The 22,183-nt window shown below is 64.8% G+C and carries 18 protein-coding genes and 3 pseudogenes; 13 read left to right on the plus strand and 8 right to left on the minus strand.

What is annotated here, in order from left to right:
* The first annotated feature begins 69 nt into the window (after window positions 1-69).
* Both ACWDUN_RS15940 and ripC read left to right on the plus strand, forming a co-directional pair.
* Entirely contained in the window at window positions 70-537 is a 468-nt protein-coding gene (locus ACWDUN_RS15940) for a hypothetical protein (protein WP_449930249.1), read from the plus strand.
* A gap of 1,374 nt (window positions 538-1,911) precedes the next feature.
* A pseudogene (gene ripC, locus ACWDUN_RS15945) lies at window positions 1,912-3,002 on the plus strand (peptidoglycan hydrolase RipC).
* Between the two features lie 21 nt (window positions 3,003-3,023).
* Here the strand turns inward: ripC and ACWDUN_RS15950 are convergent.
* Complete coding sequence (locus ACWDUN_RS15950; protein ID WP_030133898.1) at window positions 3,024-3,821, minus strand: alpha/beta fold hydrolase; 798 nt, start codon at window positions 3,819-3,821, stop codon at window positions 3,024-3,026.
* Window positions 3,822-3,878: 57 nt separating this feature from the next.
* Window positions 3,879-4,724 carry a F510_1955 family glycosylhydrolase gene (locus ACWDUN_RS15955; protein WP_141864139.1) on the minus strand — a complete coding sequence of 282 codons (846 nt, stop codon included), beginning with the start codon at window positions 4,722-4,724 and terminating at the stop codon, window positions 3,879-3,881.
* Window positions 4,725-4,975: 251 nt separating this feature from the next.
* Between ACWDUN_RS15955 and ACWDUN_RS15960 the strand changes: the two genes are divergently transcribed.
* On the plus strand, window positions 4,976-5,665 hold the full coding sequence (locus tag ACWDUN_RS15960) for a DUF305 domain-containing protein (protein ID WP_141864138.1): 690 nt from the start codon (window positions 4,976-4,978) through the stop codon (window positions 5,663-5,665).
* 19 nt (window positions 5,666-5,684) lie between these two features.
* Here the strand turns inward: ACWDUN_RS15960 and ACWDUN_RS15965 are convergent, their stop codons facing one another.
* The 4 genes and pseudogenes from ACWDUN_RS15965 to ACWDUN_RS15980 form a co-directional block, all read right to left on the minus strand.
* Window positions 5,685-6,869 (minus strand): sensor histidine kinase, encoded by a 1,185-nt coding sequence (locus ACWDUN_RS15965; RefSeq protein ID WP_141864136.1) that lies wholly within the window; start codon window positions 6,867-6,869, stop codon window positions 5,685-5,687.
* Window positions 6,866-7,621 carry a response regulator transcription factor gene (locus ACWDUN_RS15970; RefSeq protein ID WP_141864134.1) on the minus strand — a complete coding sequence of 252 codons (756 nt, stop codon included), beginning with the start codon at window positions 7,619-7,621 and terminating at the stop codon, window positions 6,866-6,868. Before ACWDUN_RS15970 ends, ACWDUN_RS15965 begins: the two co-directional genes overlap by 4 nt.
* Window positions 7,622-7,990: 369 nt before the next feature.
* A pseudogene (gene ripA / locus ACWDUN_RS15975) lies at window positions 7,991-9,399 on the minus strand (NlpC/P60 family peptidoglycan endopeptidase RipA).
* A 263-nt stretch (window positions 9,400-9,662) separates the two neighbouring features.
* A complete protein-coding gene (locus ACWDUN_RS15980; protein ID WP_449930254.1) occupies window positions 9,663-10,907 on the minus strand; it encodes an IS110 family transposase in 1,245 nt (414 codons plus the stop codon).
* A gap of 392 nt (window positions 10,908-11,299) precedes the next feature.
* Between ACWDUN_RS15980 and ACWDUN_RS15985 the strand changes: the two genes are divergently transcribed.
* The 6 genes from ACWDUN_RS15985 to ACWDUN_RS16010 all read left to right on the plus strand — a co-directional run bounded on the left by ACWDUN_RS15985 (window position 11,300) and on the right by ACWDUN_RS16010 (window position 16,736).
* Window positions 11,300-11,665 (plus strand): BlaI/MecI/CopY family transcriptional regulator, encoded by a 366-nt coding sequence (locus ACWDUN_RS15985; protein WP_030133904.1) that lies wholly within the window; start codon window positions 11,300-11,302, stop codon window positions 11,663-11,665.
* A complete protein-coding gene (locus ACWDUN_RS15990; protein ID WP_141864132.1) occupies window positions 11,662-12,582 on the plus strand; it encodes a M56 family metallopeptidase in 921 nt (306 codons plus the stop codon). The genes ACWDUN_RS15985 and ACWDUN_RS15990 overlap by 4 nt, the downstream gene beginning before the upstream one ends.
* Window positions 12,583-12,956: 374 nt before the next feature.
* Window positions 12,957-13,367: a putative copper homeostasis (lipo)protein LpqS gene (gene lpqS, locus ACWDUN_RS15995; protein ID WP_141864130.1), complete on the plus strand. Its 411-nt coding sequence runs from the start codon at window positions 12,957-12,959 to the stop codon at window positions 13,365-13,367.
* Between the two features lie 107 nt (window positions 13,368-13,474).
* Window positions 13,475-14,590: a PLP-dependent cysteine synthase family protein gene (locus ACWDUN_RS16000; protein ID WP_141870015.1), complete on the plus strand. Its 1,116-nt coding sequence runs from the start codon at window positions 13,475-13,477 to the stop codon at window positions 14,588-14,590.
* Window positions 14,587-15,849, plus strand: coding sequence for an MFS transporter (locus ACWDUN_RS16005; protein ID WP_141864128.1), 1,263 nt, complete (start codon window positions 14,587-14,589; stop codon window positions 15,847-15,849). The genes ACWDUN_RS16000 and ACWDUN_RS16005 overlap by 4 nt, the downstream gene beginning before the upstream one ends.
* A gap of 98 nt (window positions 15,850-15,947) precedes the next feature.
* Window positions 15,948-16,736, plus strand: coding sequence for a winged helix-turn-helix transcriptional regulator (locus ACWDUN_RS16010; RefSeq protein ID WP_304114404.1), 789 nt, complete (start codon window positions 15,948-15,950; stop codon window positions 16,734-16,736).
* Between the two features lie 33 nt (window positions 16,737-16,769).
* Here the strand turns inward: ACWDUN_RS16010 and ripB are convergent, their stop codons facing one another.
* Window positions 16,770-17,540, minus strand: coding sequence for an NlpC/P60 family peptidoglycan endopeptidase RipB (gene ripB, locus ACWDUN_RS16015; protein WP_141864126.1), 771 nt, complete (start codon window positions 17,538-17,540; stop codon window positions 16,770-16,772).
* Window positions 17,541-18,056: 516 nt separating this feature from the next.
* Complete coding sequence (locus tag ACWDUN_RS16020) at window positions 18,057-19,280, minus strand: L,D-transpeptidase (protein ID WP_141864124.1); 1,224 nt, start codon at window positions 19,278-19,280, stop codon at window positions 18,057-18,059.
* Window positions 19,281-19,567: 287 nt separating this feature from the next.
* On the opposite strand from ACWDUN_RS16020, the gene ACWDUN_RS16025 reads away from it, so the two are divergent.
* From ACWDUN_RS16025 to ACWDUN_RS16040, 4 genes and pseudogenes are all read left to right on the plus strand, one after another.
* Window positions 19,568-19,942: an ArsR/SmtB family transcription factor gene (locus tag ACWDUN_RS16025; RefSeq protein WP_030133912.1), complete on the plus strand. Its 375-nt coding sequence runs from the start codon at window positions 19,568-19,570 to the stop codon at window positions 19,940-19,942.
* A pseudogene (gene arsB, locus ACWDUN_RS16030) lies at window positions 19,939-21,036 on the plus strand (ACR3 family arsenite efflux transporter); the annotation flags it as partial. The gene ACWDUN_RS16025 and the pseudogene arsB, both read left to right, overlap by 4 nt.
* A 22-nt stretch (window positions 21,037-21,058) precedes the next feature.
* Entirely contained in the window at window positions 21,059-21,730 is a 672-nt protein-coding gene (locus tag ACWDUN_RS16035) for an arsenate reductase ArsC (RefSeq protein ID WP_141864122.1), read from the plus strand.
* Between the two features lie 14 nt (window positions 21,731-21,744).
* A complete protein-coding gene (locus ACWDUN_RS16040; RefSeq protein WP_141864120.1) occupies window positions 21,745-22,170 on the plus strand; it encodes an arsenate-mycothiol transferase ArsC in 426 nt (141 codons plus the stop codon).
* The last annotated feature ends 13 nt before the right edge of the window (window positions 22,171-22,183 follow it).

Genomic DNA, 22,183 nt, shown 5'->3' on the forward strand with positions numbered 1-22,183 from the left:
AAATTGGTGGACAGCGAATGTGGCTGTGGTGGTGGCCGTCACGCCTCGGTTGCTCCTAGTGTCGCGGTCATGACAGCTGCAGGAACGTCCAAGGTGGAAGCCCGGCGACGAGCGCGCGAGGCGACCAGGCGCGCCAACGAGGCCCGCGCGGCTCGGGAGAAGGCGAACATCGAGAACGCGGCGAACTACATGGTGGCCAAGGCTCGGCTGGCCGAGATCGACGCCTGGGAGACCGAACGGTTGGCCGCGGTGACCGAACTGGTACGCGCCGAGGCCACCAAGCGGCGTGCCGGCACTCGGGCCGCGGCCGGCGCGGCAATCAGGCTGTTGCGGGAAAGTGGTGAGACGCTGACGACGATCGCTGAACTGACCGGCGACGGTCTCGGCGAAGTCAGGGCCATGCTGAGGCACGCACCGAAGATCGAGAAGCGCACGGCGAGAAAGGGTTCGCATGCACTAGGCGGCTTTGGTGTTGTCGGTCCGTCAGCAGGCCCCGGCGGCGGAGCTACAGACAATCCCGAGGCGGCCTCGGCGTGACAACTACGTTGACGGTCGGCAATGGGCTGACAACGTGGAGCACGGGAGGCGTGACCACCCGGCCGCGGTGCGCGGCGCGCGACGGCTCCCGCCAGGAGCAGCACGGTGCTGGCGGGGCAGTGATGAGCAGACCGACGTGCGTTGAGGAACCACACCTGGCAGCGGTCAGCTCCTGGTCCACGGTGGCCGGCCTGTGGTGTCTTCGAACGCCGATTTGGCCGCGCCGCGTGTTGGTGTTGGTCGAGGGCCAGGAGAAGCGCAGGCCAACTCATCGTCGGTCGACGGCTGCACGCCCCCGAATGTGCGCTACGAGAGTCACGCGGTTGCAGCCCAATGCCTTCAGACTGCATATCTGGACCGGGGCGATCGGCAAGAAACGCTTACGGCCTCTTTTTGACCCGCGACGGCGCGGGGTTCTGCGTGCGTCCGCGTCAGTACGCGTTGGCGATCGGCATCGGAAGCATGGCCGTGAGAGTGCTGGGTTTGCACGAGTGCCGGTGTGCGTGAAGATCGCGGCTGACCCAGCGCGTCGTTTCGAGCTCCCAGGGCGACAACAGGGTGCGGGTGGCGCGAATGTGTCGCGGCGGCCGGCATGCGGTGCGGCGCTTCGCTAGTCGCGGCGTGCGGCGCGCATGATCGGTGGCGCTGCGCGATGCGATGCGGCACGACTGGGATGCCGCCGCGGTGCAGGCGGCGCTGCTTGGCGCCCAGCCCACACCGTGGCAAGCAATTGCGGTCGCTGATGTGGTCTCCTGCGGTCTCGGCGGGAACGCCCTGGGCGGTGCTAGACGGGCCGTGGCGGCGGTTGTCGCAACGTCGAGCCGAGGAAGCTGGAACGGTCGACGCGAGGCTTGCGCTGGGGCGCTCAGCCGCGCTGGAGGACCACCGCGGTGGGGGCGGCTCCGTGGGGCGTCGAGCCACGGCCAGGGCGGCGACGCCGGCTATCCGGGCACAGCAGTGTGGCGCGCATCGTCTCTCGACGAAGATCGTCGATGTAAACACGCAGCGAGTTGCTGAAGCTCAGCAGGGTAAGGCGGCGGTCGGCCCCGCCTTGTTGCCCAGCTGGTTTAGGGACAGACCAGTTGTCTGGTGGATGCTGACCGAGGTGGATGGCAGCCGCGGACCCCAGGTCAAACGTGCGATGGGGGACAGTCGAGAGAACGGGTCCACGCACAGCTGGTGCGACAGTCCGGAGACCCAACTCGGCCATGTCTCGTAATCGCGGCGCGCGGTACATGAGGGGTGTCGAGACCTCAAGAAGAGGGCCGTCGCCCCGTTGTTGCCGGCTGGACAGCAGCCCGGCGACCTCGTAACCTAACCGTGACCTACGTACCTGCTACGTACTTTCGTACCTCACCGAAGGTTTCCGCTGTTGTGACTTTGCCTGTGCTTGAGGCCCCATCGCGCGCGCTGGGTAAACGGCTCGCCTTCATCTTGGCGGCGATCGGTATTGTTGCTGCGCTTCTGGCGACCGACGTGAACGCTGAGCCTGCGGCTGATGCGCTTGCCGAACTGACCGAATTATCGCGTGTTGCTGAGCAGACCACAGAGCAGATTCACACCGCGCAAATCGACCTCGACGAGAAGCTCGCCGCTCAGCAGGTCGCGGAGAAAAAGGCGGCCTCTGATCGTGCGACCGTCGATGTGGCGTCGGCCGATCTGGCGACGTATCAGGCTGCAGTCGATGAGCTGGCCGCCTCTGCATACATGGGTGGCCGTACCGACACCTTGGCGGCGGCATTGACGGCAACGTCTCCCCAGGACCTCATAGATCAGCTGGCGGTCCAGCAGACGGTTGCCTCGGAGCTGACTGTGCAAATGGCCGCGTTCCGATCGGCGAGTACGCGTGCAGCCGCAGCCGCAGATCAGTCTTCGAAGTCGGCAGCACAGCACGGATCGCGTCCGACGAGGCCGCGGCGGTGCGAACGGACCTCGATGCCAAACAACGCCGAATGCAGGAGCAGATTGCTGCCGTGCAGGCTCGCTACGAGGCTCTGACGCCTGATCAGCGGGCCATCTTGGCCGATCCGGGGCCGCCGCCCCCACCGCTGCCGCCGTCCTCGCCGTCGAACGATCCAAGCATCGTGGCCATGCCGGGCCCGGCCGGCGGCGAACCCTTCGGGGGCGGAACTGCGGTCGTGCAAGCTGCCCTGACACGGGTGGGATCACCGTATTCGTGGGGCGCCACAGGCCCGGATGCGTTCGATTGCTCAGGGCTGATCAAGTGGGCGTTCCTGCAGAACGGGAAGTCGTTGCCCCGGTCAAGTCAAGCGCTCGCGCAGGGCGGGCAGGCGGTGGCTGTTTCTGATATGCAGCCCGGTGACATCGTGACCTTTTATGGTGATGTCTCTCATGCGGGGATTTACATCGGTGACGGGATGATGGTTCACGCGTCCACGTTCGGAACGCCGGTGAAAGTCGCGCCGATCTCTTCCGCACCAATTCACAACGTCCGGCGGTACTAGGCCGCCGCCGCGGCGCTGGCGTCAATCGTTGAAGAAACGGGTGGTGATCTGGGTCCATTCGCGGATCTCGTCGATGGTGTGTGCGACGTGCAGGGTCGAGTCGGGGATCAGATCAGCGAGGCGCTCGGCGGTAGAGATCGGGTGCAGGGGGTCGGTGTCCCAGGCCAGGACCAGAGTGGGCTGGCGGATCTGGGTGAGTTGATCAGGGTCGGGTAGGTCGGAGGAGCCAACCCCGCGCATGGCGGCGGAGACCACATCGTCGTCGACGCCGGGTTCGAACTTGCCTTGCCGGTAGTTGGCGAAGATCGGCAGTGGGGGAGCGTCGGCCCATTGTTGTCGCCACGCGGTTGGTCCAATGGAGTCGATGAGGTCAGCGGTGTCGAAGTACCACTGGCGCGTTTGTTGGGGCCCTGTTTCCCAGGCGACGGGAGGGATCACCAGCGCCAGCCGCCTGAATCGGCGAGGAGCGTTGAGGGCGGCATGCAGTGCAGCAGCGGCTCCGAGCGAGGATCCGGCGAAATCGATGGGTTCGTCGAGGCCGGCCGCGTCCAGGACGCGCAGGAGGTCGTTGGCTGCTTGCTCGAAGCGATAGTCCTCGGGTTCTGGGCGGCCCGGTGATGCGCCGTGTCCGCGCTGGTCGTAGGTGATCAGGTGGCGGCCCTCGGCGATAGCGTCGACGTCGAAGATGCCCAGGCCGCGCACGATCTGCCGGCTCATGAGCACGCCGTGCCCATAGCCAATCGGTACCGTGTTGGGGGGTCCGCTGAGCTGGTAGGCGATGGTGGCGCCATCGGTGATGAGATGGTGGTCATCCGGCATTGCGGCTCCTCAGATGCGTTGGTGCGACGTTCCGCGGGGGTTTCGGTTGTTGGCCGTCTATTCCACAGCGGTGAGGACGTTCACCGTGGCACCGTCGTCGGTGGAGGTGTAGATGGCGGTATCTGTGGCGATGTAGACCTGGCCGTCGCCGGCGGCGAGAAGGGCCTGAGGTTTGGCGCTGAGGGTGTGTCGTGGTTGCCAGGTCTGCCCGTTGTCGGTGCTGGTGTAGAGGGTTCCTTGGAGGTCGACCCCGAGCAGGGGGCCGCGCTGGGGCCAGCTGACGAGTGCCAGTGCCGGTGTATCGGTGATTGCGGCGAATGTCATTGCGCCGTCGTTGCTTCGGAGGAGCCCTTGGGGTGTGGCCGCGAGGATCTCGTCGGCGTCCGCGGGTGATACTGCGAGGTCGGAGGCAGGGATTTCTGCACGCCGCTGCCAGGACTTCTGATCGAGGCTGACCATCACCGTGCCCGACTGGCTGTCGTGACCATAGACCCGCCCGTGGCGGTACTCGAGTGCATGAAAATCGGCGCTGCCGTGCAGCGACAGAGATTCCCAGGATTGGCCGGCGTCGCTGCTCTTGATCAGGCCCAAATGTGGTGGTTGTTGACGGTCAGCCGGATCGGGGTGGCCGCTGGCCAAGAATTCGTCGGGCCCGGTGACGGTGAAGCCCATGAAGTCCTGGATGAGATCGCCGACTCGCTGTGGCGCCTGATCGGTCTCTGCCGTGTAGAGGCCGTAATGAGTTGCCACATAGAGGGTTTCATCGGACGGATTGATGCCAAGACCGTGGATATGCACCATCCCCGGCTCTATCGCGGGTGCCGCGCTGCCGGGGGCGTTCGACGAACACCCCGCAGCCAGGGCTCCGGTCAGAATTGCGACGATGAACCTACGGAGCTGCACACTGACACCTTCCGATCACGGACAATCTACGTAGTGCAATAGTAGATGGGTGGCATGGGGCACCGCCGCGATGCCGGTTCGGAGCCCTGGGCGGCGCAGCGGGTACCGGCGGGTCGTGAAGGCGTCTTCATCAAATCTTCATCGGAACACGAACCGACCCATATGCGAAGTCCTGAAGCTGGAATGAGGCGGCGAGAGCGCTCGCTGCGTAGACGCTTGGCGTCACGAAGATGTGTGAGAAAGGATGTGCGATGCAGCACAAGCGATTTGGAGTTGGGGTGGCGGCGTTGGCGGTGTCGGCCCTGTTCGTCGGCGCCTGTTCGAATGCGGCAACAGACTCTCAGTCATCGGCCAGCAGCACCTCGGCGGCAGCATCGGCATCGCCGAGTGCTGCGAGCAGCGACGCTACCCACAACGACGCTGATGTGACGTTTGCCCAAGGCATGATTCCTCATCATCGGCAGGCGATCGAGATGAGCGACATGCTTCTCGGCAAGCAGGGCATCGATCCCGAGCTCATCTCGTTGGCGAACGAAATCAAGAACGCACAAGGCCCTGAGATCGAGACGATGCAGGGCTGGCTTCAGGAGTGGGGAGCGTCGTCCTCGCCTGCACCTGCGCCGACTAGCACTGCAATGCCTGGCCACAATATGCCGGGCCACCAGATGCCTAGCGGCGATATGGGCGACATGCCTGGCATGGGTGGTGGCGGCCACGGCATGATGTCTGAAGCCGACATGGCTGCGCTGCAGAACGCGCAGGGTGCGGAGGCGAGCCGACTTTTCTTGACGCAGATGATCGCCCATCACAAGGGTGCAATCATGATGGCGCAGGAGGAGATTGAAATTGGCCAGTTCCCGGCGGCGGTGGAGATGGCGCGAGCCATCGTGTCCTCTCAGCAAGCGGAGATCGACACGATGCAGGGAATGCTGGACAAGTAACAGCTCAGAGGCACGACGGTCAGGTCCGCGCTGAGGCACCCGTGACAGGGAACTCGTCGGCGCGTACCTGAGCAGTGGGTAGGTCGACGGTGAATGTTGCGCCGGCGCCCAGTCCGGCGCTCGCTACGGAAATGGATCCGTCGTGGGCCTGGACCAGCGCTTTGGCGATGGCGAGCCCTAGACCGGCGCCGCCGTGCTCGCGGTCGCGGGCGGCGTCTGCCCGATAGAACCGTTCGAACAGTCGGGTGAGGTGCTCGGGGGCAATTCCTTCACCGGTGTCGGCGACGGCGATTCTCAACCGGTCGCCGTCGCGGACACAGTTGACGTAGACCGAACCGCCGGACGGTGTGTGCCGCAGCGCATTGTCCAGCAGATTGCCCAGGACTTGGGAGAGCCTCTGCTCGTCGGCCCACAGCGGCGGCAGCGCCTGCTGGAGGCGTAGGCGTAGTGCAACCCCTTTGGTGTCGTAGCGTTCCTGGGCCGCGGCGACGGATTGGCGCGTCAAGCGGTCGACGTCAATCGTGGCGTACGACATGGAAACCGAGCTCTCCTCGGCCTTGGCCAGCGCCGCGACATCATCGGAGAACCGCACCAGCCGGCGGGTCTGGTCGCGCAGCATGGCCGCCGTCTGCGGAGTCAAAGTACGCACCCCGTCTTCGAGGGCTTCGATGTAGGCCTCCAGTACCGCGACCGGTGTGCGGATTTCGTGCGCTAGGTCTCCGAATAGTCGCTGTCGTGTCGAATCAACCGCTTGGAGACGGGAAGCCATCTGATTGAAGGCGGTCGAAAGCGCGTCGAAATCGTCGCCGAGGCGCGGCGATGACACACGAATCTCGTAATTTCCTTGAGCGACATCGGTGGCGGCGGAGGCGACCTCGGTGATGGACCGTTGGAGCCGTCGACTGACGTAGAAGCTGACGGCGAGCGCGGCTAACGCCGACACCGCCAGGGCGCCCCCGATGGACATGACCGTGGCGTAGCCGTAGGCCTCCTCGGCATGCACTTCCTCCGGCGAGTCCATCGGCACGCCCGCGAGGTGAAGGTGCTCACGAAACAGGGGTGGGCCAACGACGGCGGCCACCACTGCGGTCGTCGCGGCCCCAGCGACCAACACGATGGCTTGGGCTGCCAGCAGCCGCATGCCGATACCAGGGCGACCCCAGCGTCGACGTCGGCCAGGTGTGGGTGCAGGTGGGGGAGTCACTGTCCGGTTCCCATCCGGTATCCGACTCCTCGCACGGTGGCGATGTAGCGGGGAGAGGCTGCGTCGTCGCCGAGTTTGCGCCGTAGATGGCCGATGTGGACGTCGACGAGATGCTCGTTGCCGACCCAGGGTCCGTCGCGCACGATTTCAAGTAGTTGTCGCCGACTGAGCACATTGCCTGGCCGGCCGGAGAGAGCTTCGAGAATGTCGAATTCAGTGCGAGTCAACACGATTCGTTCGTCGTCGATGCCTACCTCGCGGGCGGCGACATCGATGCTCAGCGCGCCGAAGCGACGAGGTGGCGTGAGTTCAGTTTCGGCGGTAGTGGTAGCTGATTGCAGGACGCGGGGTCGACGCAGCATGGCGCGAATGCGCGCGACGAGTTCGCGTGGGCTGAAGGGTTTGGTGATGTAGTCGTCGGCGCCGACCGTGAGGCCGAGGACTGTGTCGATTTCGGTGTCGCGGGCGGTGAGCATGACGATGTAGGCATCGGAGAATGTGCGTAGCTGTCTGCAGACTTCCAGTCCGTCGATGCCGGGTAGGCCGATGTCGAGGATGACGACATCGGGGTCAAGGTCGCGGGCGATGGCGATCGCGTCGACGCCGTTAGCGGCCACGACTGCCTCGAACTGCTCGCGTTCTAGATAGCTGGCCACCACTTCGGCCAGGGGAAGTTCGTCGTCGACGACCAGGGCGCGGTATCCCTTTGCCTGCTCAGGCGGTGTACCCGGATGGTGCTCCATGGTCATCATGGTGCCTGCTGACACGGGTGCGGCGGCACGCGACTGCCGGAGCGGCGGCGATCTTCAGCAGATCTTTATCAGACTCATACCGATTGCGTCCTGGAAGCGGGAGACGCTCACTGTGGAGGTGGGCTTGACATGCGCTGGCTGATGGACGTCTGCCCGGACAGTCTCGGATGGGAAGTGTGGCTGATCCTGTGCGCCGTCATTGTCGTGCTGTGGGCCGCTGCTATTGCCGGCGCGACGGCCCTGTTTCAGGCTTCTGGGCGGCCGTGCCGCAGCGAGCGGCGTAAGCCACCGGAGGAACGCGCACCGGCAGCCTCTCCGGAGGGGACTGACCCACCAGAGGCGCACGTGCCCATGGCTCGCCGCGAGGTGTTAGTACTCGATCAAGCGCGTGACGTAGGGCGTCATGCCGGAGGTGCGTACGGGGAGATTTTGACCACTGATCCGGTGAAGGGAGCTTCGATCATCATGCCGTCGCCGAGGTACATGGCTTCGTGCTGGCTGGCGTTGGGGCCGTAGAAGATGAGGTCACCGCGTTGCATCTGCGATGACGGTACTTTGCGGCCGGCGTTGTATTGCGATCCGGAGTAGTGGTCGAGTTTGATGCCCACGCCGGCGAAGGCGTACAGCATGAGGCCGGAGCAGTCGAAGCCGACGGTGCCGGCTCCTTGATCGATTCCCCGAGCTGGTCCGTTGGCGTTGCCACCGCCCCATGAGTAGGGAACGCCGAGCTGGGACATGGCGCGTCGGATCACGAATTCGGAGGCCTGGCGGCCGTACAGGCGCGGGATGCGTCCGTTGGTGATGCCGGGATCGGCGGCGGCGGTCGCTGGGGAGAGGATGCCCAGTTTGACGAGGAAGTTTCGACCCATGTCGGCGGTGAGCTGCAGCGAGGTCGCCATGATTTTGAGGACGGCGTTGATGATGGCTATCGGATCGCTGGCCACGTTGGCGCTGGGCACCATCGGCAGCGTGGTGTCCCATTGGCCGGTGCCCGGGCTGTCGGCTGGTGTCGGGGTGGAGCGGTCCCATTGGCCGCTCGGGGCCACGGTGGTACCGGTTTGCGCGGCCGTGGGCTGGTTGGTGGTGGCAGCGACCGGCCGCGCAGCAGTGAGTCGGGTTTGGGCGGAGTCGCGTTCGGCGGCCAACCGGGTGAGGTCGGACTGCTGATCGGTGAATGCGTTTTGCGCGGCAATGAGTTCGGCGACTGCACCGTCTTGTCGTCGTTGCGCGTCGGCTGCTGCTGCGTCGGCGTCCAGGCGGGCCTGCTTGGCGGCTGAGAGTCTGTTGGCGCGTTCGGTCTGGCTTCGGCGAAGATCGTCTTTGACGCTGTTGAAGGCGATGAGATAGGTCTGCTGCGTCGATGCTGCTGAGAGGATGTCTTCGGAGCTAGTTGCCAGCGGCAGTGCGCGGGAAGGACCGTTCATGTAGGTGGAGGCGGCGAACTCATCGAAACGCTGCTGCGTGGCGTCGATGGCGCTCTGGCTGTCGGCGAGTGCTTTTTCGCTGTCGGCGAGTCTGCTGTGCGCCTCGGAGACCGCCTCGCGGGCAGCGGCAAGCTCCACCAGGGCCCGATTGACGCTCTCCTGTTGGTGTTGGATGTCCGCGCCGATGTCGGCGACGTGCTGGTTGGCTTCGGCGACGGCGGCGACAAGTCCTGCGACCGTTTCGTTGTCACCATCAGGTTCGCTTCCGTGCCCGGCTGTGGCGATCCCCGAGGGGTGAAGCACCAGCATTGACGCCAGCGCCCCAGCGGTGAGAAGCGACGTGAAGCGCTGCATCAGTTCTCCTGTGGGGTGGCTGCCGGTGGCCGCGAGTCGGTCGGGCCAGTGCGCCGAGGTGTCATATCCCACTGCCTTCTAGCGCCATCTATCTACGTAGTTACTTAGTACGTAGTTGGAACGTACATCACTGCAGCATCAGGAGAAACGCCTGTCACAGTCTCAACTCGGTAACACCTGAGCGGGCGGCAGCATGTGCTTTTGGTCCGATGGGGCCGTGGCCTTGGAATGATTTCGATGGCGCACGCATGAGTTGCCCTGTGTCAAGCCGCCCTGGGTTGATCTTGGTTGATCAGCTTTTGGAGGGCCCTGTGTTGGGTGGGATCGTAGGCGACTTCGTCGTGCCAGCAGTGCCAGATGATGTAGAGCCAGGCGCGGGCGAGGATGCGCACGGCGTGGGGGTGGTCGTGTCCGCGGGCTCGGGCGCGGTTGTAGAGATCGGCCGCCCAGGGGTTGGCTCGACGACTGTCGCCGGCGAAGTCGCATACGGCGTCGCGGAGCTGTTTGTCTGCAGCCCAGCGGAATCCGACGTGTTTGACTTTCCCGGATTGGCGGGTGGAGGGGGCGACTCCGGCCAGGCACGCCAGCGATTCGGGTGTGGGGAACCGTGCGCGGCAGTCGCCGATTTCGGCGAGCAGTCGGGCGGCACGGAAGGTGCCCGAGCGTGGCAGGCTGGTGAAGATATGAGTATCGGCGTGAGCGTCGAGTTGCTCGGCGATGCTCTGGTCGAGGGTTTTGATCTGGGCGCTCACAGTGCTCAACACCTCGACGAAGGTCGCGGTGATGGTGGCACCGTCGATACCGGCGGCACCGCGAGGCGCGGCGGTGAGTCGTCGGTGCAGTTCACTGGCGTGGGTGCGGCCGCTGTAGCCGACGCTGGCCAGCCAGTTGGCCATCCGGGTGACCGAGAGCCGATCGGCGCGGTCCTGGCAGTCAAAGCGGGCCAAAAAGGCCAGGCTGATCGGCGAGTCGATATCGGCGAACAGCCCGACCGCGCCGGGAAAGACGATCATCAGATGAGCCCGCAGCTGGTTGGCGATCGCCACGCGGTGAGCGACCAGATTTTTACGGGCTCGGCAGGTCTGGCGCAGGGCCACCGTGGCCGGGCTGTCGGGCTGCAGGGGCCGCAGCCGGGTCCGGTCGGTGCGCAAGGTGTCGGCCAGGACGAACGCGTCGAAGCGGTCATCTTTGTTGCCGGCCGATCCGTAGCGCCCGCGCAGGTTCTTGAGTTGGTTGGGGCTGATCACCACGACGGTGATCCCAGCGTCGAGCAGGGCGTGTACGACCGGACCGTCGGGGCGTTCGATGGCGACTTCGCTGACACCGGCGCGTTGCAGTGTGGTGAGCAGATCTCGCAGCCCAACGGCGTTGTGACCGATCGTTTTGCGGGTGATCTCGCGGCCTTTGGCATCGACGATCGAGACCGCGTGATCATCGCAGGCCCAGTCGATTCCACACGTGAGCCCATTGGCGGGTTCCGTTGGCAGGGTATTTCGGGCAGACTTCATGACAGCCTCCTCGCTGCTAAGCCCAGTGGGGAGGCACCCTTATGTGCAGGTTCCGGGGCACGACTGCCGGTTCGCTCACTGAGCGGCGCTCGGTGGCGCATAGCCCTGTCGACGGTCAACGCGCCCCGGGTAACCACTGACCTCCGCAGAACTCATGCTGGACATCAACAGCGTCGAGCGAGCAGGGCGATAGATCAGCGGCACCTCGGGTGCATCGGCAATCCATCCAAGATCACCGACACAAGGATGGTGCACCAGTGAGCGGATCGACATCGGTGGCGCCGCCGCGGCGAGGTCCCGGCATCTGGGCTGTTGGCGGCTACATTAGGGAGCTGCAGGTGCCGCGCTGTGCGAATCGGCCACCTCGTCAGAGCGGGCAGGAGTTGCGGCGGATGGAACAGCGAGCTTTCGGCGATCTCGAAGCGGTGGTCATGGACTGGGTGTGGGATCACCAGGAGCCGGCCACGGTGCGTGATGTGTTCGAGGATTTGGCTCAGCAGCGACCCATCGCGTACACCACCGTGTTGTCGACCATGGACAACCTGTATCGCAAGCGGTGGCTCAAGCGGCAGCGCAGCGGCAAGGCCTATGTGTACCGGGCGGCGATGACTCGTGAGGAGCGGTCAGCGCGTCTGATGAAAGCCGCGTTCGACTCCGGTGGCGATACCAACACCGTGCTGGCATTTTTCCTTGAGCAGATGAGCGCTGAGCAATCCGCGCAGCTGAAGGCGGCTTTGCGTAAAGGCCGGCGGTCATGACGACGGCGCTGTGGCTGGTGCTTTACGGCGCCGTGCTGGCGTGGCTTGCTCCACCGGTACTGCGGCGCCTCACCGGTGGCGGAGTGAGTCCGTCTATGGGTGTGGCCGCCTGGCTGGCCACGGTTGCCGCCGTGCTTGCGGCGTGGCTGGCGGCAGTGGTGCTGGTGGTCAACGCGACGTCGAACAGCGTGCTGGACGGCTCGGTCGTGACCCTCTGCCTGGAACTGTTCGGGTTCTCCGATCACACCCCGCTGGCGGGACGCCTCGGGTCCATTGCTTTTATCGGTGGGGGACTGCTGGCCTCTGCGGTCGTGGCGCTGCGACTGGGACGCTGCCTGGCCAGGCTGCGCACCCGAAGCCATGAGCACGCAGAGGCCGCGCGGATCGTCGGTCGGCCCACCGACCATCCTCACGTCGTTGTCGTGGAGGCCGACCTCCCCGCCGCCTACTGTGTCATCGGCCGCCCCCATGCGATCGTCGTGACCTCGGCGGCCGTGAAATCGTTGAACCGGTCGCAACTGAAGGCGGTTCTTGCGCACGAGGATGCCCACCTGTCAGGGCATCATCACCACATTCTGATGGTGCTGCGTGCCCTCGCCGCCACCCTTCCTCGCCTTCCTTTGTTCGCCTGCGCGCATGAGGCTGTGGCGGAACTGCTGGAGATGTGTGCCGACGACACCGCCGCTCGTCGCGTCGGGACTCGTCCTTTACTCACGGGGTTGCTTGCGCTGGCCGGTCACCGACCTCCTGTGGCTGAAGGTCTGGCCGCGGCGGCGACGGCGGTCATCGCCCGAGCCGAGCGTCTGGTCACCCCAACCCGTCGGCACGTGCGGTGGCGTCACCGCGCTCTGCTGGTCGCCGCCATCACCACCATGCTCGCCACTCCGGCATTCATTCAGGTGCTCTGCCACCACTAGGTGTCGGTCGAACCCATCCGATCTGGGTGCGGGTCGGTGATGCGCACTTGGACGGACGAGGACCTTCGGCAGTCGGGTGTCTGCCCACTCAGCAAATCTCTCCCTGGCTGCCTGATGCTTGAGTTCACATCGCCAATTATCTCCGTAGTCAAACCGTAGATGACCAGTGTAAAGGCTGGTGTCACCGAGGTTGGAGTGATGGCATGCGCAGCGGTGAAATAAGCAGTACGGCAACGTTATCGGGCGAATGATGTGAAGGTTCTGATCGCTTCGCACGGGCCGCCGACGAGGACTGTCGCGGGCAGGTCACGACACGGCGTCGACTGCACGGCCGCCACTCCGTTCGGCGATCCGCTGCTACAGTCGGCAACATCGTGAGCTATATCGACGGGAGTTCCTCGCAGCGGCGACGCGCAGTCGTCGCTGTGTTCCTCGCGTTCTGGACCATCATTGTGGCTGCGGAATGGGCGCTGCCGGGGACCGAGGCGGCGCCAGCCCACGGACCCCACCCCCTTGCGAGCGCGGTGGGCGCGCCGGTGGCCGTCCAGCTCGACCATCCGCACATCTCCGAGGGCGGAAGTGCGCCGTCACCGGAGTCTTTTGCGGAAGCTGTCCTGCCGCGGGGGACAATCACGCTGATTGCCCTGGCCTTGGTCGGCGCTCTGGCTGTGTTGCCGGCGCTCTGGCGCTACGCGCCGCTTGCTCCTATTCGCGGTCCTCCGCGCTCACCCGTCGCACAGACCGGACGCGACGTGCTTGTCCGGCTGTGCATCGCGCGTCGCTGATCGGCTAGCGTCAGGCCCCGTCTTTTCTGGACCGGGGGCCGGTGACTGCTGCCCGCCACCAGCAGCCGCGCGTCAGTCGCGGCGTCAACAGAAGCGATATCCCCGACATGAATCACGCCGTTTCGATCAACCATGCCCACGACACAGACCGATTCGAGCGCCTACGGCTGGGCCGCTTTGAGCGGCCGGCCACGATGGTCGGGCAGACGCCCGTCCTGAGGATCGGCGCGCCGTTCACCACCGCAGGGCAGGGCTTTTGGGCCAAACTTGAGGGCTTCAACCCGGGCGGAATGAAGGACCGGCCCGCGCTGCATATGGTCGAACGCGCGCGCACCCGCGGGGTGCTCGCCCCGGGCGCCCGTATCGTCGAATCGACAAGTGGCACATTAGGATTGGGGCTCGCTCTTGCGGGCACTGTGTACGGTCACCCCGTCACCTTGGTCACTGACCCCGGCATGGAACCGATCATCCAACACATGCTCGCCGCGTTCGGCGCGCACATCGAACTGGTGACCGAGCCTCACGAGCGCGGCGGCTGGCAGCAGGCCCGCACGCAACGCGTGCAGGAGATTCTGGCCACCGATCCGCACGCGTGGCATCCCGACCAGTACAACAATCCGGACAACGTGGAGGCCTACCGCGGGCTGGCGGTCGAATTGAATGACCAGCTTGGATCTGTGGATGTGTTGGTGTGTTCGGTCGGCACCGGGGGACACTCGGCAGGCGTGGCCCGGGTCTTGCGGGAATTCAATCCCGGCCTGCAGCTGATCGGCGTCGACACGGTGGGCTCGACAATCTTTGGGCAGCGCGCCACCACTCGACTCATGCGCGGCCTCGGCTCCAGCATCTTCCCGGGCAACGTCGATTACGGCGCTTTCAACGAAGTGCACTGGGTCGCGCCGGCGGATGCGGTATGGGCCTGCCGAACCCTGGCGGCCACCCACTATGCCAGTGGCGGGTGGAGTGTGGGCGCGGTCGCGTTGGTGGCCGGGTGGGCTGCGCGCAATAGCGACCCGGGCACCACGGTCGCCGCCATTTTCCCTGACGGCCCGCAGCGCTATTTCGACACCGTCTATAACGACGACTATTGCCGCACCCATGGTCTGTTGGACAAGGTTCCGTCCAATGAACCAGCCACCGTTGACGACCCGATGACACACGCGGTCACGACCTGGACGCGGTGCCCCGTGGTCGTTGACCCCACGCAGGTGGTGCCGCGATGACACTGCTGTCTGGGTTCCGCAGCTTCGGCTGGCCAAGCCGCATGTTGATGATCAACCAGTTCGGGATCAACCTCGGTTTCTACATGCTCATGCCCTATCTGGCTGGCTATCTGGCTGGGCCCCTGGGCCTGGCTGCATGGGCCATCGGGCTCGTGCTCGGGGTCCGCAACTTCTCCCAGCAGGGCATGTTCATCATCGGTGGCACGCTGGCCGATCGCCTGGGCTACAAACCCCTCATTGTGAGCGGATGCGTGCTGCGCACCGCAGGATTCGGGCTTCTGGTGGTCGCCGACTCGCTACCGGCAGTGTTGGTGGCTTCGGCGGCAACGGGTTTCGCCGGAGCGCTTTTCAACCCGGCGGTGCGTGCGTACTTGGCCGCCGATGCGGGCCCTCGACGGGTGGAAGCGTTCGCGCTGTTTAACGTGTTCTATCAAGCGGGCATCCTCGCGGGGCCGTTGGTGGGCCTGGCGTTGATGTTCGTTGACTTCAAGATGACTGCTGCGGCCGCGGCGCTCGTCTTCGCGGCGCTGACAGTGGCGCAGCTGTTCGCACTGCCGCAACGTGCTGTGACTCCAGCACAGGAGAAGACCTCGGTGCTTCAGGACTGGCGGGCAGTCGCGGCCAATCGCTCGTTCCTGTTATTCGCCGTGGCGATGATCGGTTCCTATGTGCTGTCGTTCCAGGTGTATCTGGCGATGCCGCTGCAGGCGCGATACTTGTTTCCCCAAAACGACTCCGTGGTCACCGCAATGATTTTCGTTGTCTCCGGGGTGGTGGCGGTGCTTGGACAGATGCGGATCACACGGTGGTTTGCGCGTCGTTGGGGTTCGGGGCGGTCGCTGGCGATCGGCATGCTGATTCTGGCGTTGTCGTTTCTGCCGCTGATCGTGTTTCCTGATGATCAGCGAGTCGGCCGTGTTGCTGCGGCGACAGCGCTGCTCATCGCGGCGGCCGTGCTGGCGGTCGGCTCGGCTGCGGTGTTCCCGTTCGAAATGGATACCGTCGTCTCCCTGGCCGACAACCGGCTCGTCGGAACTCATTACGGCTTCTATAACACGATCGTCGGCGTTGGCATCCTCGTCGGCAACCTGGCAACAGGCTCGTTGATGCAACTCACCCGTGAGGCGGGGCGGCCGGAACTTTTGTGGGTGTTGTTGACAGTTATCGGATTACTGTCGGCGGTTGCGCTGTACCGACTGGATCTGCGAGGACGGCTGGGGTCAGCGCCGGAGGCCGTAACCGAAGCGAACCAACGTTGAACTCTCCGGTCGACGCGTCATCTACGTAGTAACTACGTAGATGACGGTAGGCTGTCTCGTGAGCGGCGCAGTAAGGAATGCGGGCGCGTTGGGTTTTCTTGAGCGGCGAGGAGAGTGCCACGACGATCGAGTCGCACCGTCTTGTCGCTGATTCCATACCGCCAGCGGCGGCCGCCGGCCGCATCCGTGTGCTGCTAGTGGAGCCTCGACGCATCTATGCGACCACTGTGGCGCGACACCTGCTCGCCGGCGATTTCGCCGTGGAGGTGGCCTACTCGTCTGGCGCTGCACTCACAGCGCTGCGCGAGTGTGATCCCGATGTGGTCGTGGTGTGCGTCGGCACTCAGGGGCTGGGCGCGGCCATGCTTGACCGCATCCGTCAGGAAACTCAGGTCGGCGTGGTTGCTCTCAGCGACGGCGATGTCACCCCCCTGCTCCTTACCGCCGGCACCGTCTCGGTGGACGACATCGAGGCGCTGAACGCGCGAATTCGGTTGGCGCTGAGGAAGTGCCGTGTCCACGGCGAACGACGTGACGGCGGCCGCAGCGACGAGACGCACCGTCGTGAGATCGGAGATCTCCTTATCGATCTGGTCGGGCGCCGGGTGTTCCTCCGCGGCGAGGCGCTGCCACTGACCCGCACAGAGTTTGAGGTTCTCTGCACGCTGGCGGAGAGTCCGGGTGAAGCGGTGACCTGTCGTCAATTGCAGTTGAGCCTGTGGGGGGATGCGTCTGCCGGCGGCCGGAACACTCTGGGGGTGCATGTGGGTCAGCTTCGGCGCAAGCTGGGTGACGATCCGGCATCACCGCGGTACCTCCGTACGGTGCGCGGGACCGGCTACTGCCTCACAGCCGACGGGGGGCAGCGAATGCCGGGTGCGTCGTAGCGATCCAACTGGTGACCGGTTGCGGGGGAGCAGTCAGCTTTCGATGATGCGAACGACGTACGGAGTCATCCCTGACATGCGCACCGGTGAGATTTTGATCGGGACGCCCGTCTGCTGCGCCTCAAGCATTTGGCCGCCGCCCAAGTAGATTGCTTCGTGCTGACTGCCGCCCGGCCCCCAGAACAGCAAATCGCCTCGCTTCGCTTGGGCGGGTGGCACTTTGCGGCCGGCGTTGTATTGGTCGCCGGACCATCGCGGGAGCAGCACTCCGACGCCGGCGAACGCGAACCGTGTCAGACCAGAACAGTCAAAGCCCACGGTGCCTGCCCCCTGGTCGACGCCGCGGCTGGGACCGGTGAGGCTTCCGCCACCCCAGGAGTAGGGAACACCAATTTGTGTTCCCGCCCTGCGAATCACGTACTCGATCGCTTGCGCACCATTGACCCGATTGCCACGCACGCTCGTCGACGGATCCGCGGCGGGACTGACAATTCCCAGGCTGCTGAGGAAGCTGCGACCCATGCTCATGGCTGTCTGCGTCGCCATGGCCGTTGCCTGCAGGGATGCGTTCGCGATGGCAACCGGATCGCCGGGAGCGCCCGCGCTCGGCATCTTTGGCAGCAGTGGGTCCCACGGGCCGGCGGCAGGTTGGGCCGACGTGATCGGTGCGCACGCGAGGAGGAGCGCGACGACGATGGCGATCACACCGGGGAGCCGTCGAACGCGGCCCGCTACACGAGTTGCGGGGTCGCAGCGATCGGCACGGGCAGCTGCCGCACCCTTGCTTCGAACGTGTAATCCCATGTCTTCTCCTCGGTGCTCCGCGCGGTGAGCTATCACGCACCACTAGCGGGGCTGAATCGCATACGCACGGCGCAGCACCAAAATACGTAGCTCCTACGTAGAAAAGCGTAACTCACAAAAGCCCCACCAGTAACAGCAGCCACATAATTACAATGGTGAAATTCGCTGCGGCAGTTGGCGATTTGGATGCTGCATTACCGGGCTCAGGCGTTTCGCGGTCGGGAAGGCGCGCGTGAATAGCGCCTGGGGTGAACGCACATTGTGCGAGCTTCACGGAGAAGGGGGCACTATGGACGGTCGTCGGGGTCAGTCGTTCTGCCCCGAGCGGTCACGTGAAGCATCGTCGGCGGCAGCGCACCGCCTTCGGTCACCGGGGAGTTGACGGGCTCCAGCTGCGCGACAACCGCCCGAATGGCAACGGCCCTTCGGAACGGCACTCAAAGGTACTGCGGGACAATGGCATTAAGAGTCTCCGTGCAGTGAAGCAGTATCGGCTTGTCAAGCACCTTTCGATGGTCAGAGGTTGGCGTTTCCGGTCTTCCATTGCTCCCAGGGGACGTTCCAGTCGCCGAGACCGTCGGTTCCTGAAAGGGTGGGGCCGGTCGTGTTGATCACTTCGACGATGTCGCCGCGTCGGGTGTTGTCGTAGAACCAGCGGGCATTCGCTGGATTGACGTTGAGACATCCGTGGCTGACATTGGCGATGCCTTGGCTGCCCACCGACCATGGGGCCGAGTGCACGTAGATGCCGCTGTACGACATTTGCGTTGCCCATTCGACTTCGGTGCGGTACCCGTCGGGTGAGTTGACGGGGACTCCGTAGGTGGACGAATCCATCACCAGGAATGAGTAACGGTCGCCGATGATGTAGGCGCCGTTGTCGGTGGGTGTTGTGGCTTTGCCCATGGACAGGGGCATGGTTTTGACGACTTCGCCGTTGCGCCGCACGGTCATCGTCTTGGTGGCGTCATCGGCGGTGGCGATGATCTGGTCGCCGATGGTGAAGCGCGTGGTGACGTCATCCTGGCCGAAGAGCCCGTCGCCGAAGTCGACACCGTAAGCCTTAACTGACACCTCAACCTTCGTGCCGGGCTCCCAGTACTCGGCGGGGCGCCAGCGGACTTCACGATTGCTGAGCCAGTAGAACGCACCCTCAACCGATGGGTTCGTGGTCACGGTGATCGCCTGCTGGGCCGCCGCTCGGTTCGTGATGTTCTCGTCAAAGCGAATCGCAATGGGTTGACCCACGCCCACCGTTTCGCCGTCATTGGGCAACACGTAGGGCATCGTCAGGTTTTCGGGGGAATGGGTTTCGAATGTTGCGCTGGTGCTTGTCGTTCCGCCAAGTCCTTGTGCGTGCGCCTGCAGGGTGTACTGCTTGTTGTAGCCAAGCGGTTCCGCCGAGGACCAGGTAACGCCGTCGGGGCCCAGCTGCCCGTCGACAAGTTCGCCCGCCTCGTTGGTCAGCGATACTTGGCCGAGAACACCGCCGCCGGCGGTAACGGTTACGGGGGAGTCGACAGCGACGCCGATTGCACCATCGGTGACGGACGCTTCGAGTTTCGGTACGAGCAAGTCTGCGTAGGGCGTGCCCTTGTCGGTGATGACGTCGGGGGTGGGCGCCGCCGCCGGAGTCGAGGTGCAGGCGGCCGCTATCAGCAGCACCGCCACCGCGACGACGGTCGTGCGCAGCCAGTGCGTCGTCGCTCGAAGCTGTGGGGGACAGCCTGTCTGCGGCATGAGTGGGGCTCTCCGTATCGGGTTGTCGTCATCGGCTTACGGGCGGGGCACCCTCTGGCGCGTCGTGAGGGCCGGTCGCGGGCGACGGCGCACCGTTCACGGGTATGCCCTCAGTGTGCTGATGCGTCGTTTGGCTTTCTTAGTCCTTCGATGAAGATTCGATAAAGGCGCCGCGTTGGTCTGCAAAGTGTGTTGGCGGACTGCGGGGACGGGCCGGGTGCGCGCGGCGTGCGGTGTTCACACATCGTTCGCTTGCATCTTGGTTCGATAGTCGTCAATATCGATGTATGTCGAATCCGGAGGGACTGGCCGCAGATGCTTGCTGCGTCACGCCACCGCTGTTGCGCGAGCCACTGACTGAGCCGGCGGCTGCCGAGATGGCCAAGAAGTTGAAGGCGCTGGCTGATCCGGTGCGGCTGCGGCTGTTCAGTGCGATCGCCAGTCATTCCGGTGGGGAGGCGTGCGTGTGTGACGTCTCGGGTGGCATCGACGTCTCCCAGCCCACGGTGTCGCATCACCTCAAGGTCCTGCGTGCCGCCGGCCTGCTCACTTCTGAGCGTAGGGCGTCGTGGGTGTACTACGCCGTGGTCCCGGAAGCGCTGCGTGACCTCTCGGCGTTGTTGGATCTCAACGCGGCCGCGCTGGCGGGGGTGACGGCATGACCGACACGGTGGCCTCGAGTTCCTCAGCGCCGGTGATCGCCAAGTTGTCCACTTTGGACCGCTTCTTACCTGTGTGGATCGGTGTCGCGATGGTCGCCGGCCTGCTGCTGGGTCGATGGATCCCGGGTCTGAATACCGCGCTGGAAAGTGTGCAGATCGACGGGATTTCGTTGCCGATCGCCCTGGGCCTGTTGATCATGATGTATCCGGTGCTGGCCAAGGTCCGCTATGACCGCCTCAATACCGTGACCGGGGACCGCAAACTGCTGCTCAGCTCGTTATTTTTGAACTGGGTGTTCGGGCCGGCGTTGATGTTCGCGCTGGCGTGGCTGATGCTGCCCGATCTGCCGGAGTACCGGACTGGGCTGATCATCGTCGGGCTGGCGCGCTGCATTGCCATGGTCATCATCTGGAATGACCTGGCCTGCGGCGATCGGGAAGCCGCCGCCGTGTTGGTGGCGTTGAACTCGATTTTTCAGGTCATCATGTTCGCGGTCTTGGGCTGGTTCTACCTGTCGGTGCTGCCCGGCTGGCTGGGTCTGGAGCAGACCACCATCGACACTTCGCCGTGGCAGATCGCCAAATCGGTTCTCATCTTCCTCGGTATCCCCCTGTTGGCCGGGTACTTGTCGCGTCGGATCGGCGAGAAGGCCAAGGGCCGCGACTGGTACGAGTCGAAGTTCCTGCCCCGGATCGGGCCGTGGGCGCTCTATGGGCTGCTGTTCACCGTCGTGATTCTCTTTGCGCTGCAAGGTGAACAGATCACTAGCCGGCCTCTCGACGTGGTGCGGATCGCGCTGCCCCTGCTGGTGTACTTCGCGATCATGTGGGGCGGTGGCTATCTGCTGGGCGCCGCGATCGGCCTGGGCTATCAACGAACCACCACCTTGGCGTTCACCGCGGCGGGCAACAACTTCGAGTTGGCCATCGCGGTCGCGATCGCCACTTACGGCGCCACCTCCGGGCAAGCCCTGGCCGGGGTGGTGGGCCCACTGATCGAGGTTCCCGTGCTGGTCGCCTTGGTCTACGTCTCGCTGGCGCTGCGCCGACGCTTCCGCGACCACACCACCGAACCCGCCGCAATCCACCCGTCCACGACACAGGAGTCGTAACACCATGTTTGACAGCCCCGCCGCCCTGCGTTCGCACCGCGACCTCTCGATCGATCAACAGCACGCACTCAAGACCGCGGCCACCCGGTTGGAACGCGACTTCGGCGCCAGCTTCGGCGTCGAGACCATCGAGAGGTTCCTGAGCACCTCCTATGACCAGTTCGCCGGCCGCGCCACCGTCCCCAACTTTCTGCCCTTATTGGCCGAAAGGTTCGCCCGTCAACGCCTGCACGCCCTGGCCCGAGTCGAGGGCAAGATCAGCGACGGCAAGCCCACGGTGCTGTTCCTGTGCACCCACAACGCCGGCCGGTCTCAGATGGCGCTGGGCTTCTTCACCCATCTCGCCGGCGAGGACGCGGTGGCCTGGTCGGGAGGCTCCGAACCTGGCGATGCCATCAACCCGTCCGCGGTCGTGGCGATGGCCGAGGTTGGCATCGACATCACCGGGGAGTTCCCCAAACCCTGGACCGACGAGATCGTCCAGGCAGCCGACGTGGTGATCACTATGGGCTGCGGAGATGCCTGCCCGATCTTCCCCGGCAAGCGCTATGAGAACTGGGACCTACCCGACCCGGAAGGCCAGGACGTCGATGCGGTCCGCCCGATCCGCGACGACCTCGAAGAACGCGTCCGCCGCCTCCTCGCGGAACTCCATGTCACCGCACGGCAGAACTAGGAGCACAGGACCCGATGACTGACTCTTCGACACCTTCGGTGTTGTTCGTGTGCGTGAAGAACGGCGGCAAGTCGCAGATGGCGGCTGGTCTCATGCGTCAGCTCGCCGGGGACACCGTGGCCGTGTATTCGGCCGGCACCAAACCTGGTGCCGCGGTCAACGATCTGTCCGCCCAAGCCCTGTTGGAGGTGGGCGTCGACATCGCCGGTGAGCAGCCCACGCCGGTGGACTACGAGCTGGCCCGCGACGTCGATCTGGTGGTCACCCTCGGCCGGGAAGCCCTACTCGATCCGCTGCCGGGCACCCGGGTGGAGAACTGGGACACCGACGAACCGTCTGAGCGCGGCATCGACGGCCTAGACCGGATGCGCCTGGTCCGCGACGACATCATCGCCCGCGTGCAACGCCTCCACACCACGCTCACCAACGCATCTGCCTGACGCAGCTCGCTTT

This window comes from Mycobacterium sp. NPDC003323, from assembly GCF_053589535.1.

What these genes read in the sequence shown, in the direction of transcription:
- ACWDUN_RS15940 (WP_449930249.1), top strand. Translation starts at nt 70, where the DNA reads ATGACAGCTGCAGGAACGTCCAAGGTGGAAGCCCGGCGACGAGCGCGC.
- ACWDUN_RS16035 (WP_141864122.1), top strand. Translation starts at nt 21,059, where the DNA reads ATGTTTGACAGCCCCGCCGCCCTGCGTTCGCACCGCGACCTCTCGATC.
- ACWDUN_RS15960 (WP_141864138.1), top strand. Translation starts at nt 4,976, where the DNA reads ATGCAGCACAAGCGATTTGGAGTTGGGGTGGCGGCGTTGGCGGTGTCG.
- ACWDUN_RS15950 (WP_030133898.1), bottom strand. Translation starts at nt 3,821, where the DNA reads ATGCCGGATGACCACCATCTCATCACCGATGGCGCCACCATCGCCTAC.
- ACWDUN_RS16025 (WP_030133912.1), top strand. Translation starts at nt 19,568, where the DNA reads ATGTCGAATCCGGAGGGACTGGCCGCAGATGCTTGCTGCGTCACGCCA.
- ACWDUN_RS16020 (WP_141864124.1), bottom strand. Translation starts at nt 19,280, where the DNA reads ATGCCGCAGACAGGCTGTCCCCCACAGCTTCGAGCGACGACGCACTGG.
- ACWDUN_RS16005 (WP_141864128.1), top strand. Translation starts at nt 14,587, where the DNA reads ATGACACTGCTGTCTGGGTTCCGCAGCTTCGGCTGGCCAAGCCGCATG.
- ACWDUN_RS15990 (WP_141864132.1), top strand. Translation starts at nt 11,662, where the DNA reads ATGACGACGGCGCTGTGGCTGGTGCTTTACGGCGCCGTGCTGGCGTGG.
- ripB (WP_141864126.1), bottom strand. Translation starts at nt 17,540, where the DNA reads ATGGGATTACACGTTCGAAGCAAGGGTGCGGCAGCTGCCCGTGCCGAT.
- ACWDUN_RS15970 (WP_141864134.1), bottom strand. Translation starts at nt 7,621, where the DNA reads ATGATGACCATGGAGCACCATCCGGGTACACCGCCTGAGCAGGCAAAG.
- ACWDUN_RS15980 (WP_449930254.1), bottom strand. Translation starts at nt 10,907, where the DNA reads ATGAAGTCTGCCCGAAATACCCTGCCAACGGAACCCGCCAATGGGCTC.
- ACWDUN_RS15985 (WP_030133904.1), top strand. Translation starts at nt 11,300, where the DNA reads ATGGAACAGCGAGCTTTCGGCGATCTCGAAGCGGTGGTCATGGACTGG.
- ACWDUN_RS16000 (WP_141870015.1), top strand. Translation starts at nt 13,475, where the DNA reads ATGAATCACGCCGTTTCGATCAACCATGCCCACGACACAGACCGATTC.
- ACWDUN_RS16040 (WP_141864120.1), top strand. Translation starts at nt 21,745, where the DNA reads ATGACTGACTCTTCGACACCTTCGGTGTTGTTCGTGTGCGTGAAGAAC.